This window comes from Micromonospora sp. WMMD1219, assembly GCF_049315215.1.
Lineage (GTDB): Bacteria > Actinomycetota > Actinomycetes > Mycobacteriales > Micromonosporaceae > Micromonospora > Micromonospora tulbaghiae.
Window position 1 is genome coordinate 5,124,273 of record NZ_CP186057.1, and the last position, 14,150, is coordinate 5,138,422.

The following is a 14,150-nucleotide window of genomic DNA, read 5'->3' on the forward strand; positions in this document are numbered from 1 at the left end:
CGACTCCGATCGCTACCCGGTGCCCGGTGGGGCAAACGACCCGATCACGCCGTCTGGCGCGCGCACCACCGGGGTCCGAAGTCCAGGCCGGACATCGGGGAGTCCTCGCGGTGCAGCAGCCCCCGCTCGGTGAGCGAGTGCAGCGGCTCGCGCAGTTCCTCCTCGGTCATCCCGGTCTCCTGGGCGATCAGGTCCGGGTAGGGGACGTGCCCCTGCACCTCCAGCGCGGAAACCGCCTGGTAGACCCGTTCCTCGACCGCAGACAGCTGGACCTGAGGCATCGCTTCCCTCCTCGGCGTGGACCGCCCGACCCGCGGACGGCCGGCGACCGGCGGTTACCCGGACGGGCCGCGATGATGCTCACCCGTTCGACTGTCGTACCGGGCGGCGCGGCACGGCGGTGCCCTAGGCTGCACCCGTGATCATGGATCTCGTCGTGGTCGGCGGCGGGCCCGCCGGACTCTCCGCCGCGCACACCGCGGCCCGGGCCGGCGTCCGCACGCTCGTGGTCGAACGGGCCACCCACCCCCGGTACAAGACGTGCGGCGGCGGCCTGATCGGCACGTCGCTGGCCGAGGTCGGCGACCGCGTCGAGGTGCCCGCCCACGACCGGGTCGGCCGGATAACGTTCACCCGGGACGGGCGACGCGCGTTCACCCGCCGGCACCCCGCGCCGCTGGTCGCCATGATCCGCCGGGAGGAGTTCGACGACCGGCTGCGCGCCGCCGCCGTCGCCGCCGGGGCACAGGTCCGCGAGGGCGTCGCGGTCCGCGCGATCGAGCAGGACCCCGACGAGGTACGCCTGCGCCTGGCCGGCGGTGAGACGGTACGCGCCCGTACCGTCATCGGCGCGGACGGCTCGTCCGGCGTGACGGCACGCCACGTCGGGGTGCGCTTCCGCCAGGTCGACCTCGGACTGGAACTGGAACTGCCGGTGGACGCCCCCGAGCGGGACCGCTGGCGCGGCCGGGTGCTGCTCGACTGGGGGCCGCTGCCCGGCTCCTACGCGTGGGTCTTCCCCAAGGGCGACCGGCTGACAGTCGGTGTCATAGCCGCCCGGGGCGACGGCGACCGCACCCGCGCCTACCTGCGCGACTTCACCGACCGGCTCGGCCTGTCCGGGGTGACGCCGGAGCACGACTCCGGCCACCTGACCCGCTGCCGCACCGGGGACTCCCCGCTGCGGCACGGCCGCGTGCTGGTCGCCGGGGACGCCGCCGGGCTGCTGGAACCGTGGAGCCGCGAGGGGATCAGCTACGCGCTGCGCTCCGGCCGCCTGGCCGGGGAGGCGGTGGCCGCCGGTGACCTCGACGCGTACGCCCGGGAAATCGACCGGCGGCTGACGCCGGAGATGCGCGCCGGGCACCGGCTGCTGGAGGTGTTCGAGCGGCGGCCCGACGTGTTCCACGCGATGCTGGCGAGCCCGCCCGGCTGGCGGATGTTCGTCCGGTTCTGCCAGGGCCGGGCGAGCTTCGCCGAGGTGCTCGACCGGCGGCCGGTGCGGGCCGGGCTGGCGCTGCTGGACCGGCTGCCCCCGCTCAGGGGACGATGACCGCCCGCCCCCGCACCTCGCCCCGGCGCAGCGCCTCGTACGCCTGCGGCGCCTCCGCGAGGGGGAACGTGTGCACGTCGGCGTGCAGCCGGCCGGCGCGGGCCAGCGCGATCACCTCGTGCAGTTCGGCCCGGGTGCCCCAGAACGGCACCACCACACCGGTCTCCAGCGGCACCGGGGGCGGCTCGTCCGCGACCGGCCGCACCGGCAGGGTGCCGCCGGCCAGGCCCACCAGCAGGATCTGACCGCCGGTGGCGACCACCTGCCGGGCGGTGTCGATCGTGGGTTGCGCGCCGACGAAGTCGAGCACCACGTCCGCGCCGTCCGGCGCCGGCCCGACCAGCTCGCGGATCTTGTCCACCGCGTCCGGGCCGGCCTGCACCGTGTGGTGGGCGCCGAGGCGGCCGGCCAGGTCCAGCGCGGCGGTGTTCGTGTCCACGGCGATGATCCGTACCGCGGTGGTGGCGAGCAGGATCTGCAACCCCATGTGCCCCAGCCCGCCGATGCCGATCACCACGCAGGAGGTGCCGGGCCGCAGCCGGGGCCGGCCCAGCTCCACCGCGTGGTACGGGGTCAGCCCGGCGTCGGTCAGCGGCGCCGCCTGGGTCAGGTCCATGTCGCCCACCGGCAGCAGCCGGGACGCGGGCACCACCACGTAGTCGGCCAGCCCGCCGTCGCGGCTGAGCCCGATGCCGCCGACCGGGATGACCCGGCAGCGGTTCTCCTCGCCCCGCAGGCAGGCCCGGCACCGGCCGCAGCCGATGATGCCGTAGACCGCGGCCCGGTCGCCCGGCGACCAGCCGTCGACCCCGGCGCCGACCGTGTCGACGGTGCCGGCGATCTCGTGCCCGAGCGTCATCGGGATCGGGAACACGCCCGCCGGCGCGTCGAGGATGTGCAGGTCGGAGTGACAGGCGCCGACCGCGCCGACGCGCAGCAGCACCTCACCGGGGCCGGCCTGCGGCGTGGGCACCTCGGTGTGCTCCAGCACGCCGGGTGCGGTCATCCGTACTGCGCGCATGTCTCCTCCACCTCGTCGCCGACGGTCGACGCGGCGGCATACCCGTGCCGAGGCGGTTGATGCGGAGACGGGACGGGCAGGCGCACAATGCGGTCATGAGCGAATCCGCCGAGTCGTTCACCGACGAGCAGTACGCGTTCCTGCGGCACGTCCGCTTCGGCGAACTGCCGGCCCGGGTACGCCCGGAGGAGCGGATCGAGGCCGCCGAGACCGAGTTCCCGCCGGACCGGCCGGACCCGGTCGGCGGGGAGTCGGAGTGGCACCTGCGCGCGGGCGGCTGACGGGGCCCGGACAGGCGTCCGGACCCCGTCGTCCCACTGTCAGAAGACCGGCACGCCCTCGCGTACCAGCTTCCAGTTGGGCACGAAGAAGTCGGCCGGGTCGATGACGCCCTCGGCCTGCGCCCAGTCGATGAGCAGCTGGCGGATCTCCTGCTGGGCGTTGTAGACCTGGGTCTTCACGATGCCCGGGAAGTTGCCGCCGCCGCTGCGCCGGTAGTTGTTCACCGCCACCACGAACCGGGCGTCCGCCGCGACCGGGGTGTCGGTGCCGGCCAGCACCAGGCGGGTGATCCGCTCGCCGACCGGCCTGGCGATGTCGATGTCGTAGTCGACGCCGGAGAACACGTCGTAGTTGTAGTCCGGCACCGAGGTGTCGTTGATGTTCTCCACGTCCACGGTGGTGCCGGCCGGGAAGGTCTTGAAGTACTTCGCCGAGTACTCCAGGTACGCCTTCACCTCGGCGCCGGTCAGCACGACCGCCTCCAGCGTGTTGTCGTACACGTAGAGGCCCGCCACGTCGCGGATCCGCACGTCGCCCTGCGGGAACACCGCGGTACGGCTGAACGGCGCGGCGATGGACAGCACCGGCAGGCCCGCGTACTCGCCGCCGGCGAGCGCCTCGGTGACCACCTCGGTCTGGACGTGGTTGATGAAGTCGAGGATCGGCGTGTCCTTGTACCGCGACTCGGCGGCGGACAGCTCCACGCTCGACTGGGCGACGACCCGGTTGACGTACTCGACGGTCTTGGTGTGCTGGCCGCGCACGGCCGCGAGCACCGCCGGGTCCTCGACCACGGTGTTGGTGTTCAGCGTGGTGGCCGACTTGGCGGTGACCGTCCAGCGGCCCTTGTCCCGGGTCAGCGTGAAGTCCATCCGGGTCAGTCGCTGGCCCCACTTCGACGGCTCCGAGGTGAGCACCCGCTCGCCGGTGGTGAGGTTCGTGACGAACTTCTCCGGCACCTCGTTGTGCGCGTGGCCGAACAGGATCGCGTCGATGCCGGGCACCTGCTCGGCGATCAGCGCGGTCGGGTTCTCGTTCGGCAGCTCCGGGCCGTAGCTGGAGGTGCCGCTGTCCCCGCCGTGGGCGGAGATGACGACCAGGTCGGCGCCGCGGCGGCGCATCTCCGGTACCCACTTCGCGGCGGTGGCCACCATGTCGGCGAAGACGAGGCGGCCCTCGACGTTGCCCTTGTCCCAGATGGCCACGCCGGGGTTGGTCAGGCCGAGGATGCCCACGCGCAGCTTCGGCGCGCCGTGCCCGCCGAGCTTGACCTCCTTGATCACGTACGGGAGGAACGCCGGCTTGCCGGTCTTCGCGTTGAGCGCGTTCGCGGCGAGGGCCGGGAAGCCGAGCTGCTCGATCCAGGTCGCCAGCAGCGGCAGGCCGTAGTTGAACTCGTGGTTGCCGAGCGTCACGGCGTCGTACCTGAGGACGTTCATCGCGCGGGCCATGGGGTGCGTCTCACCGGTGCTGGTGATCGGCTCCTGCTTGGCGTAGTAGGTGGCCAGCGGCGTGCCCTGAATCGTGTCGCCGGCGTCCAGGACCAGCGTGGCGCGGCCCTTGCGCTCGGCGCGGATCTGGTTGACCAGGGTGGCGAGCTTCGCGACGCCGACGTCGTTGTGCTTGCTGTCGTCGAACTCGGCGTCCTTGTAGTAGTCCCAGTTGTAGACGTTGCCGTGGGTGTCCGACGTGCCGAGGATCGTCAGGTCCCAGGTCTTCGGCTTCGGCTTCGCCTCGGCGGGCGCGCCGGCCAGCAGGGGAGCGGTCGCGGCGGCGGCCGCGACGGCCAGCACCTGGCGCCGGGAGGCGCCGGAGGAGGAGGTCATGAGGTGCCTTTCCGAATGGGGGTACGCGCCTCGTGGGCGCCGTTGCGCACCATAACCACCACATGTCACGTGCGCCACACCGGCCCGAATTGTTTCCCCTCCGGTCACGGGCTGCTGTTTTCGCGCCGGTCACCGGGGTAGGGGCGGATCCATGAGCGAGGACCAGTTCACCCAGCAGCACCCGGCCGAGCAGTACGGACAGAGCGAGGGACAGCCGGCGCAGCAGCAGACGCCGCCCGGCAGCGAACAGGAGATGGGGCCGAAGCCCGACCACGGCGAGGAGTCGTACCGGGGCAGCGACCGGCTCACCGGCAAGCGGGCGGTCATCACCGGCGGCGACTCCGGCATCGGCCGGGCCGTCGCGATCGCCTTCGCCCGCGAGGGCGCCGACGTGCTCGTCACCTACCTCGGCGACGAGGAGGAGAAGGACGCCCGGGAGACCGTCAGCCAGATCGAGCAGGCCGGGCGCAAGGGCGTCGCCGTCCAGTGCGACCTGCGCGAGGAGGCCAACTGCCGCGCCCTGGTCGACCAGGCGGTACGCGACCTCGGCGGCGTCGACATCCTGGTCAACAACGCGGCCTTCCAGATGTCGCAGGACAACGGCCTGCTCGACATCACCACCGAGCAGTTCGACCGCGTCTTCAAGACCAACGTGTACGCCATGTTCTGGCTCTGCAAGTTCGCGGTGCCGCACATGAAGGAAGGCTCGACGATCATCAACACGTCGTCGATCCAGGCGTTCGACCCGTCGCCGCAACTGCTCGACTACGCCACCACCAAGGCCGCCATCGCCAACTTCACCAAGGCGCTCGCGCAGAACCTGGCCGAGCGCGGCATCCGGGTCAACGCGGTCGCGCCCGGCCCGATCTGGACGCCGCTGATCCCGGCCACCATGCCGGAGGAGAAGGTCAAGCAGTTCGGCACCGACACGCCGCTTGGTCGTCCCGGTCAGCCGGCCGAGCTGGCGCCCGCGTACGTGTACTTCGCCTCGCAGGAGTCCAGCTACGTCACCGGCGAGATCCTCGGCGTCACGGGTGGCCGCCCGACGAAGTGACGGTCTGTGCGGTCCTTGCCCGGTCCTTTCCCGTCCGGCCGCCGTCCGTGTGATCCCCGCCGCTTGCCGGGGTCGCTCCGAATTCGTGGGCGATCTCGGTCGGCGGGGCGGGGCCGTTCCGACTCGTGGGTGGCCCCGCTCAGCGGGGCCAGGCGGCCATCCGGCGGCGGACCTCGGCGATCCGCGGCGCGTCCAGGCCGTAGCGGGTGAACCGGCGGTCGGCCAGCCCGTCGAGATAGCGGCCCGCCGCGCGCACGTCCTCGTCGTCGAGTGCCGGGTCGACCTGCCGGGCCAGCTTCAGCAGCTCCGCGACCGCGTACCGGTCCAGCGCGGCGGACACGTCGATGTAGTCGCGTACCTCCCGCCGGTTCACCAGCGCGGCGGTCTTGTTGGCGATCAGGTCGCGGACGTCCATGACCGGGCCGAGGTCCATCACCACCGGGCTGCGGTGCCGGTCCAGGCGGGCCAGGCTGAGCCGGATCTGCCGGCCGTCTCGGCTCACCACGAAGTCGCGCAGGTCCCGGTCGAAGCCGTCGAACACCTCACCCAGCCCGCCCGGGTCCACCTCGGCCACCCGGTAACCGGCCCGTTCCAGCGCGGCGCGTACCCCGTCGGCCGCCGCCGCGGCGGCGCCCTCCACGTCGGCGAACAGGTCGACGTCCTCGGTGGGGCGGGTGACCAGGCCGTGCACGGCCCACGCCACCCCGCCGCCGAGCACGAACCGGTGCGGGCCGGCGGCGGCAAGCGCCACCCGGGCCACCTGCCGGTAGAAGTCGTGCGGGTGGGTCACGCCGGGCGCAGGCTCCGGTGCCGGCCCTCCCAGGCCAGGCGTACGCCCCGGGGCAGGTTGAGCAGCGGCCACAACCGGCGCAGCGTGCCCGCGTGGATCAGCTCGCGCAGATCCTCCACCCGGGTCGTCTCACGCAGCACGTTCTCGTACATCCAGAGCAACTCGTCCGGGTCGCCCAGGTCGAAGGCGCGTTCGCTGCTCCACATCAGGCGTACCGGCAGCTCGACGATGCCGGTGGTGGGACCGGTCAGCTCGTCCAGGGTGCGCGCCACCACGGCGGGTCGCCCGGGGCGGGCGAGGTACGCGTGCGCGGTGACCGACATGGCATCAGGGTAACCCCAACCCGGCGCCTTTCCCCCCATCCGTCCCGGGCAGCACCCCCACAGCACCCGCCCGCGCCCCGTCCTGCCCCGCCCCGCCTCGCCCCGTCGATCATGAGGTTGGACCGGACAAACCGGTCAGCTCGTGCCGCCAACTTCATGATCGCCCGTCGCGATTGCTCGCCTTGTTCACCTCGCGTGGCCGGTGCGCCGGACCTGGTGAGGTTCGCCCTGCGGCGATGCCCTCCGCCGCCGACGGATGGAGATCTTGGTACGTGCCCGCCCTTCGGGGGGCCGTTCCGTACCAAGATCTCCCGCGCGGCCCTCCACCGAGACCGGCGACATCCGCTCGGGGCCCTCTTCGCGGGCAAGCCCGCCGTCGGCGGGCTCGACCTCCCCGTCGATCATGAGGTTGACGGGGGCGAACCGGGCATCATCTGCCGTCAACCTCATGATCGACGCGGCAGGGGCGGCCGGGCGGGAGTGGGGGAGCGGGCTGCGTCGGGTGTCCGGTTTCGGGGTGGTCGGGGACACCCGTGCGGCGGAATCGCCGGCGGGATCGGGGCGTTATACCTGGTGAACGACCGCAGCAGCGCCCCCCGCACCCCGAGAACGCGGGCGGCGGCGTCCGGGAATGATCCCGGGCCGGCGGTCGTTGGACATGTCTCCGGCGCGACCAGTGCGCCCCGCACGCCACCCCCGGCGTCCGCGGGCCGCGAGAGCAGACGCCGGATCCCCCGAACACTTCCCTGAGCGCCTGACGGTGCCCACGCACCCCACCCCCGGGTGTGCGTCGACCCCCGAACGGAGCCCACCATGAACAGCATCCTGCGTAAGAGCATCCTCGGTATCGCCGGTCTGACCGTCGCCGGTGGCCTCGCCGCCGGCCCCCTCAACCACGACACCGGCGCCCCTGCGGTGCGGGACACGGCCGTCACCACCACCCAGGCCGCGAAGCTCGACAGCAACACCCTGATCCCGCACGGTGTGCAGGGCGCCCAGTCCCGTATCGACCTGAACGACGAGCAGACCGCCAACGTGAAGGCGATCATCGCGGCGACGAAGAAGGCCGGCATGGACGAGCGCGCCGCGGTCGTGTCGATCGCGACGGCGTTGCAGGAGTCGAAGCTGGAGAACCTCGGCCACCTCGGTGACCGTAACGACCACGACTCGCAGGGCCTGTTCCAGCAGCGCCCGTCCAGCGGGTGGGGCACGGTCGAGCAGATCACCGACCCCGAGTACTCCACGACCGCGTTCCTGAAGGGTCTGAAGCAGGTCGACGGCTGGCAGGACATGCCGCTGACCGTCGCCGCCCAGACCGTCCAGGTGAGCGCCTACCCCGACCACTACGCCCAGTGGGAGCAGCAGGCCGCCGACCTGGTGGCCGAGCACTGGAACAGCTGACCCGGCGGTGACCGGGGTCACGACGAACGAGCGGAAGAACCGTGACCCCGGTACCGTTGTGCAGAGCGTCGGTGTGTCCAGTGTCCCCGGGCCTCACCTAAATTGCCTTCGCGGAATACCGTTCGGCTGGAGCCGCGTCGCGCCACTCGCCGAGAGGCGACATGCACACCGACGCCCAGAGCCGCCCCGGCCATCCGGCCGGGGCGGCTCTGTCTGTGGGCTCGAGTCGCACGCCCCGGGCCGCTGGCCTAGGGTTACAGGCAGAGGTGAGCCGTTCTCGACGGAGAGGGGGTGCCCGGATGGGTTTCAAGACGTTCATCCAGGGGTGGCCGGTCTACCGGCAACTCACCGGCACCGACCCGCTCGGTCGCGGCGCCGCCGCCCAGTCGGCGCGGTCCGCCGAGCTGGCCCCCCGCACCGAGTCAGCCGACGGCATGGCCCGCTCGGTCTGCCCGTACTGCGCGGTCGGCTGCGGGCAACGCGTCTTCCACTCCGGCGGCAAGGTAACCCAGATCGAGGGCGACCCGGACAGCCCGATCTCGCGCGGCCGGCTCTGCCCGAAGGGCTCGGCCAGCAAGAGCCTGGTGACCAGCCCGTTGCGCCAGACCAAGGTCCGCTACCGCCGGCCGTACGCGACCGAGTGGGAGGACCTGGACCTCGACGTCGCGCTCGACATGATCGCCGACCGGATCCTCGCCGCCCGCGCGGAGACCTGGGAGGACGTCGACGACGACGGCCGCCCGCTGAACCGGACGCTCGGCATCTCCAGCCTCGGCGGCGCGACGCTGGACAACGAGGAGAACTACCTCATCAAGAAGCTGTTCACCGCGATGGGGGCACTCCAGATCGAGAACCAGGCCCGTATTTGACACTCCGCCACCGTCCCCGGTCTGGGGACCAGCTTCGGTCGCGGCGGCGCCACGGACTTCCAGCAGGATCTCGCCAACGCTGACGTCATCGTCATCCAGGGCTCGAACATGGCCGAGGCCCACCCGGTGGGCTTCCAGTGGGTGATGGAGGCGAAGAAGCGCGGCGCGAAGGTCTTCCACGTCGACCCGCGGTTCACGCGTACCAGCGCGCTCGCCGACACGTACCTGCCGATCCGCGCGGGCACCGACATCGCGCTGCTCGGCGGCGTGGTGCGCTACATCCTGGAGAACGAGCTCGACTTCCGGGAGTACGTGCTGGCGTACACCAACGCGGCCAACATCGTCAGCGAGCGGTTCGCCGACACCGAGGACCTGGACGGCCTGTTCTCCGGCTACAACCCGGACACCGGCTCGTACGACCAGGCGAGCTGGCAGTACGCGGGTCACGAAGGCGACGCCACGATCCGGGGCACCGGCAAGGAACGCGACTCGGCCTCCGGGCTGGAGCACGAGTCGCACGGTGAGCCGACGCCGCCGCAGACCGAGCGGGACGAGACGTTGCAGCACCCGCGCTGCGTCTACCAGATCCTGAAGCGGCACTTCTCCCGCTACACCCCGGAGATGGTGGCCCGCGTGTGCGGCATCCCGGAGGAGAAGTTCCTCGAACTGGCGCGCGCCTGGACGGAGAACTCGGGCCGGGAACGCACCGGCGCGCTGGTCTACTCGGTCGGCTGGACGCAGCACAGCGTCGGCGTGCAGTACATCCGCACCGGCTCGATCATCCAGACGCTGCTGGGCAACATGGGCCGGCCGGGCGGTGGCATCCTGGCGCTGCGCGGGCACGCCAGCATCCAGGGCTCCACCGACATCCCGACGCTGTTCAACCTGCTGCCCGGCTACCTGCCGATGCCGCACCACGCCGACCACCCGACGTTCGACGAGTGGGTGGACAGCATCCGGCACCCGGGCCAGAAGGGCTTCTGGGGCAACTCGCGGGCCTTCGCGGCGAGCCTGCTCAAGGCGTACTGGGGTGACGCGGCGACGCCGGAGAACGACTTCTGTTACGGCTACATGCCCCGGATGACCGGCGACCACGGCACGTACCAGCAGGTCCTGAACATGATCGACGGCAAGGTGAAGGGCTACTTCCTGCTCGGCCAGAACCCGGCGGTCGGCTCCGCGCACGGCCGGGCCCAGCGCCTGGGCATGGCCAACCTGGACTGGCTCGTGGTCCGCGACCTGTTCATGATCGAGAGCGCCACGTTCTGGAAGAACAGCCCGGAGGTCGCCACCGGCGAGATCGTGCCGGAGGAGTGCCGCACCGAGGTGTTCTTCCTGCCGGCGGCCTCGCACGTGGAGAAGGAGGGCACGTTCACCCAGACCCAGCGGCTGCTGCAGTGGCGGGAGAAGGCCGTCGACCCGCCGGGCGACGCCCGCTCCGAGCTGTGGTTCTTCTACCACCTCGGCCGGGTGCTGCGGGAGAAGCTGGCCCGCTCCAGCGAGCGCCGCGACCGGGCGCTGCTGGACCTGGCCTGGGACTACCCCACGCACGGTCCGCACGCCGAGCCGAGCGCCGAGGCGGTGCTCAAGGAGATCAACGGGTACGAGGTGGCCACCGGCCGCCCGCTCAACGCGTTCGGCGAGGCCCGCGACGACGGCTCCACGGCGATCGGCTGCTGGATCTACTCCGGCGTCTACGCCGACGGGGTGAACCAGGCGGCCCGCCGCCGGTCCCGGCACGAGCAGGACTGGGTGGCGGCCGAGTGGGGCTGGGCGTGGCCGGCGAACCGGCGCACGCTCTACAACCGCGCCTCCGCCGACCCGGACGGCCGGCCGTGGAGCGAGCGCAAGAAGTACGTGTGGTGGGACGAGGACGCCGGCGAGTGGACCGGGTACGACGTGCCGGACTTCGAGAAGACGAAGCCGCCGTCGTACCGGCCGCCCGAGGGCGCCTCCGGCCCGGCCGGGCTCGCCGGTGACGACCCGTTCGTCATGCAGGGCGACGGCAAGGCGTGGCTGTACGCGCCGAGCGGCGTGCTCGACGGCCCGCTGCCGACGCACTACGAGCCGGCCGAGTCGCCGATGCGTAACCCGCTCTACGGTCAGCAGGCCAACCCGACCCGCAAGATCTACGAGCACCCGATCAACCGGATGAACCCGAGTCCGCCGGAGCCGCACAGCCAGGTCTTCCCGTACGTGTTCACGGTCAGCCGTCTCACCGAGCACCACACCGCCGGTGGGATGAGCCGTACCGTGCCGCGCCTGGCGGAGCTGCAACCGGAGATGTTCGTCGAGGTGTCCCCGGAACTGGCCGGCGAGATCGGGCTGGCGCACCTGGGCTGGGCGCACCTGATCAGCGGCCGTGCGGTGATCGAGGCGCGGGTGCTGGTCACCGACCGGCTCACCCCGCTGCGGGTGGACGGCCGGATCATCCACCAGGTCTGGCTGCCGTACCACTTCGGCACCGAGGGCCTGGTCACCGGCGACTCGGCGAACGACCTGTTCGGCATCACGCTGGACCCGAACGTCCTCATCCAGGAGAGCAAGGTCGGCACCTGCGACATCCGGCCCGGGCGGCGGCCCACCGGCCCGCCGCTGCTCGACCTGGTCGGCGACTACCAGCGGCGGGCCGGCATGACACCGGACCGCAAGGTGCCCCTGGTGACCACCGACGCGGCCGGCGGGGACGACGCCGCCGGCAGCACCGACGAGCAGTCGGCCGCCGCGCACCAGGACGGGGATCGGGATGCCTGACGCCAACAGCCTGTACGGCCCGCTCGACCCGGCCCCGGACGCGGGCTGGGTCGACGCGCCGCCCCGGATGGGCTTCTTCACCGACACCAGCGTCTGCATCGGCTGCAAGGCGTGCGAGGTGGCCTGCAAGGAGTGGAACGGCGTCCCCGACTCGGGTTTCGACCTGCTCGGCATGTCGTACGACAACACCGGCGCGCTCACCGCGAACTCGTGGCGGCACGTCGCGTTCATCGAGCAGCCCCGCCCGGCCGGGCACGGCACTCCGCCGTTCGCCGGTGACCCGACCGGCCCGGCGACCAGCCCGGAGTCCGCGGCGGTCGGCGCGGTCACCGCACCCGACACCGGTACGAACCCCGGGCTGCCGCCGGGGCGGCCGGAGGCGGCGGCGCGGATGGCCGCCGGTCCGGAGTTCCTCGGCATGCCCGGCACCCAGCCGCCCGGGCGGGCCACCGGCGTGGAGTCCCGTACCGACTTCCGCTGGCTGATGATGTCCGACGTGTGCAAGCACTGCACGCACGCGGCCTGCCTGGACGTGTGCCCGACCGGTTCGCTGTTCCGCACCGAGTTCGGCACCGTGGTGGTGCAGGAGGACATCTGCAACGGCTGCGGCTACTGCATCTCCGCCTGCCCGTACGGCGTGATCGACCAGCGCAAGGGCGACGGCCGGGCGTGGAAGTGCACGCTGTGCTACGACCGGATGGGGGCGGGCATGACGCCCGCCTGCGCGCAGGCGTGCCCGACCGAGTCGATCCAGTACGGCCCGCTCGACGAGCTGCGGGAACGGGCCGCCCGGCGGGTCACCGCGCTGCACGAGCACGGCGTGCCGGAGGCGCGGCTGTACGGCCACGACCCCACCGACGGTGTCGGCGGCGACGGCGCGTTCTTCCTGCTGCTGGACGAGCCGGAGGTGTACGGGCTGCCGCCGGACCCGGTGGTCACCACCCGGGACCTGCCGAAGATGTGGAAGCGGGCCGGGCTGGCCGCGCTGGCCATGGCGGCGGCTGCCGTCGCCGCGTTCGTCGGAGGATCGTCGTGAGCCCGGACCGCCCGGTCGGTGACCTGTTCCGCCGCTTCCGCGAGCGCCTGTCCGCGGAACGCGAGAACGGCACCGCCGTCGAACGCGAGAACGGCACCGCCGCTGGGCGGGAGAGCCGCAGCGCCGCCGAACGCGAGAACGGCAGCCGCGCCACCGCGGCCGGTCCGGGCGTGGGCCGCACCGACGCGGGCTCCCGCGACGCCGGGCTGGCCCCGCACCCGCCCCGCGACGCCGCACCGCGCCGCCGCAGGGGCGGCAAGGGCGGGGGGGAGCAGCTCAACGTCCCGCCGGCGGAGTTCACCTCCTACTACGGCCGGCCCGTCCTCAAGCCGCCGGTGTGGCGGTGGGACATCGCCGCGTACCTGTTCACCGGCGGTCTCGCCGCCGGCTCGTCGCTGCTCGCAGCGGGCGGGCAGCTCACCGGCCGTCCCGCGCTGCGCCGCGCCGGCCGGGTCGCCGCGCTCGCGGGCGTCGGCGCCAGCACGTACTTCCTGGTCAACGACCTGGGCCGGCCGTCCCGCTTCCACCACATGCTGCGGGTGGCGAAGGTGACCTCGCCGATGTCCGTGGGCACCTGGATCCTCAGCGTGTTCGGCCCGGCCGCCGGGGTCGCCGCGGTCGCCGAGGCGGCTCCGCTGCTGCCCGAGCGCGGCGTGCTGGGGCTCGGCCGCCGGCTGCTGCCCCCGGCTGGGCACGCCGCCGGTGTGGTCGCCGCCGTCACCGCGCCGGCGCTGGCCACGTACACCGGGGTGTTGCTGGCGGACACGGCGGTGCCGTCGTGGCACGAGGCGTACCCGGAACTGCCGGCCATCTTCGCGGGCAGCGCCCTGGCCAGCGGCGCCGGTGTCGGGCTGGTGGCCGCGCCCTGCGCCCAGGCCGGCCCGGCGCGGCGCCTCGCGGTCGCGGGCGCGGCGATGGAGCTGTGGGGTTCGCACCGGGTGGAGAACCGGCTCGGACTGCTCAGCGAGCCCTACACGCAGGGCACGCCGGGGAAGCTGCTGCGCGCGGGCCGGGCGCTGACCGCCGCCGGTGTGGTCGGCGCGCTGGTCGGCCGGCGCAGCCGGGTGCTGTCCGCGCTCTCCGGCGGCGCGCTGATCGCCGCGTCGGTGTGCACCCGGTTCGGCATCTTCCACGGCGGAGTCGCCTCGGCGCGCGATCCGCGGTACACGGTCGTGCCGCAGCGCGAACGCGCCGACCGGCGGGCCGCCGACCAGGTCTGACACCTCCCCGGGCGGCCTTCCG

Annotated in this window: 12 protein-coding genes; 7 read left to right on the top strand and 5 right to left on the bottom strand. The window is 72.8% G+C overall.

Annotation, left to right across the window (positions count from 1 at the left end; genetic code table 11):
• Window positions 1–44 precede the first annotated feature (44 nt).
• A complete protein-coding gene (locus ACN27C_RS23885) occupies window positions 45–281 on the bottom strand; it encodes a hypothetical protein (RefSeq protein ID WP_120569832.1) in 237 nt (78 codons plus the stop codon).
• A gap of 143 nt (window positions 282–424) precedes the next feature.
• Here ACN27C_RS23885 and ACN27C_RS23890 point away from each other — a divergent pair, with 143 nt between their 5' ends.
• Window positions 425–1,552, top strand: coding sequence for a geranylgeranyl reductase family protein (locus tag ACN27C_RS23890; protein WP_422751667.1), 1,128 nt, complete (start codon window positions 425–427; stop codon window positions 1,550–1,552).
• Here the strand turns inward: ACN27C_RS23890 and ACN27C_RS23895 are convergent.
• Window positions 1,539–2,573, bottom strand: a complete 1,035-nt coding sequence (locus ACN27C_RS23895; protein WP_422748275.1) for an NAD(P)-dependent alcohol dehydrogenase — start codon at window positions 2,571–2,573, stop codon at window positions 1,539–1,541. The two genes, ACN27C_RS23890 and ACN27C_RS23895, sit on opposite strands and share 14 nt — an antisense overlap.
• 95 nt (window positions 2,574–2,668) lie before the next feature.
• Between ACN27C_RS23895 and ACN27C_RS23900 the strand changes: the two genes are divergently transcribed.
• Window positions 2,669–2,854, top strand: coding sequence for a hypothetical protein (locus ACN27C_RS23900; protein ID WP_244933343.1), 186 nt, complete (start codon window positions 2,669–2,671; stop codon window positions 2,852–2,854).
• 39 nt (window positions 2,855–2,893) lie between these two features.
• Here ACN27C_RS23900 and ACN27C_RS23905 read toward each other — a convergent pair whose 3' ends face one another.
• Window positions 2,894–4,681, bottom strand: coding sequence for a bifunctional metallophosphatase/5'-nucleotidase (locus ACN27C_RS23905; protein WP_422748277.1), 1,788 nt, complete (start codon window positions 4,679–4,681; stop codon window positions 2,894–2,896).
• Window positions 4,682–4,832: 151 nt separating this feature from the next.
• On the opposite strand from ACN27C_RS23905, the gene ACN27C_RS23910 reads away from it, so the two are divergent.
• Entirely contained in the window at window positions 4,833–5,735 is a 903-nt protein-coding gene (locus ACN27C_RS23910; protein ID WP_252453387.1) for an SDR family oxidoreductase, read from the top strand.
• 139 nt (window positions 5,736–5,874) lie between these two features.
• On the opposite strand, the gene ACN27C_RS23915 is transcribed toward ACN27C_RS23910, so the two are convergent.
• Window positions 5,875–6,525 (bottom strand): nucleotidyl transferase AbiEii/AbiGii toxin family protein, encoded by a 651-nt coding sequence (locus ACN27C_RS23915; protein WP_422748280.1) that lies wholly within the window; start codon window positions 6,523–6,525, stop codon window positions 5,875–5,877.
• Window positions 6,522–6,848, bottom strand: a complete 327-nt coding sequence (locus tag ACN27C_RS23920) for a hypothetical protein (protein WP_120569841.1) — start codon at window positions 6,846–6,848, stop codon at window positions 6,522–6,524. Before ACN27C_RS23920 ends, ACN27C_RS23915 begins: the two co-directional genes overlap by 4 nt.
• Before the next feature lie 813 nt (window positions 6,849–7,661).
• On the opposite strand from ACN27C_RS23920, the gene ACN27C_RS23925 reads away from it, so the two are divergent.
• From ACN27C_RS23925 to nrfD, 4 genes are all read left to right on the top strand, one after another.
• Window positions 7,662–8,249 carry a hypothetical protein gene (locus ACN27C_RS23925; RefSeq protein ID WP_422748283.1) on the top strand — a complete coding sequence of 196 codons (588 nt, stop codon included), beginning with the start codon at window positions 7,662–7,664 and terminating at the stop codon, window positions 8,247–8,249.
• A 299-nt stretch (window positions 8,250–8,548) separates the two neighbouring features.
• On the top strand, window positions 8,549–11,872 hold the full coding sequence (gene fdh / locus ACN27C_RS23930; protein WP_422748285.1) for a formate dehydrogenase: 3,324 nt from the start codon (window positions 8,549–8,551) through the stop codon (window positions 11,870–11,872).
• Entirely contained in the window at window positions 11,865–12,908 is a 1,044-nt protein-coding gene (locus ACN27C_RS23935) for a 4Fe-4S dicluster domain-containing protein (RefSeq protein ID WP_357895153.1), read from the top strand. The genes fdh and ACN27C_RS23935 overlap by 8 nt, the downstream gene beginning before the upstream one ends.
• Window positions 12,905–14,128: an NrfD/PsrC family molybdoenzyme membrane anchor subunit gene (gene nrfD, locus ACN27C_RS23940; RefSeq protein ID WP_422748289.1), complete on the top strand. Its 1,224-nt coding sequence runs from the start codon at window positions 12,905–12,907 to the stop codon at window positions 14,126–14,128. The genes ACN27C_RS23935 and nrfD overlap by 4 nt, the downstream gene beginning before the upstream one ends.
• Window positions 14,129–14,150 lie beyond the last annotated feature (22 nt).

Excerpts from the sequence above, each read along its gene's own strand:
- ACN27C_RS23885 (WP_120569832.1), bottom strand. The coding sequence starts at position 281 with ATGCCTCAGGTCCAGCTGTCTGCGGTCGAGGAACGGGTCTACCAGGCG.
- ACN27C_RS23890 (WP_422751667.1), top strand. The coding sequence starts at position 425 with ATGGATCTCGTCGTGGTCGGCGGCGGGCCCGCCGGACTCTCCGCCGCG.
- ACN27C_RS23895 (WP_422748275.1), bottom strand. The coding sequence starts at position 2,573 with ATGCGCGCAGTACGGATGACCGCACCCGGCGTGCTGGAGCACACCGAG.
- ACN27C_RS23900 (WP_244933343.1), top strand. The coding sequence starts at position 2,669 with ATGAGCGAATCCGCCGAGTCGTTCACCGACGAGCAGTACGCGTTCCTG.
- ACN27C_RS23905 (WP_422748277.1), bottom strand. The coding sequence starts at position 4,681 with ATGACCTCCTCCTCCGGCGCCTCCCGGCGCCAGGTGCTGGCCGTCGCG.
- ACN27C_RS23910 (WP_252453387.1), top strand. The coding sequence starts at position 4,833 with ATGAGCGAGGACCAGTTCACCCAGCAGCACCCGGCCGAGCAGTACGGA.
- ACN27C_RS23920 (WP_120569841.1), bottom strand. The coding sequence starts at position 6,848 with ATGTCGGTCACCGCGCACGCGTACCTCGCCCGCCCCGGGCGACCCGCC.
- ACN27C_RS23925 (WP_422748283.1), top strand. The coding sequence starts at position 7,662 with ATGAACAGCATCCTGCGTAAGAGCATCCTCGGTATCGCCGGTCTGACC.
- ACN27C_RS23935 (WP_357895153.1), top strand. The coding sequence starts at position 11,865 with ATGCCTGACGCCAACAGCCTGTACGGCCCGCTCGACCCGGCCCCGGAC.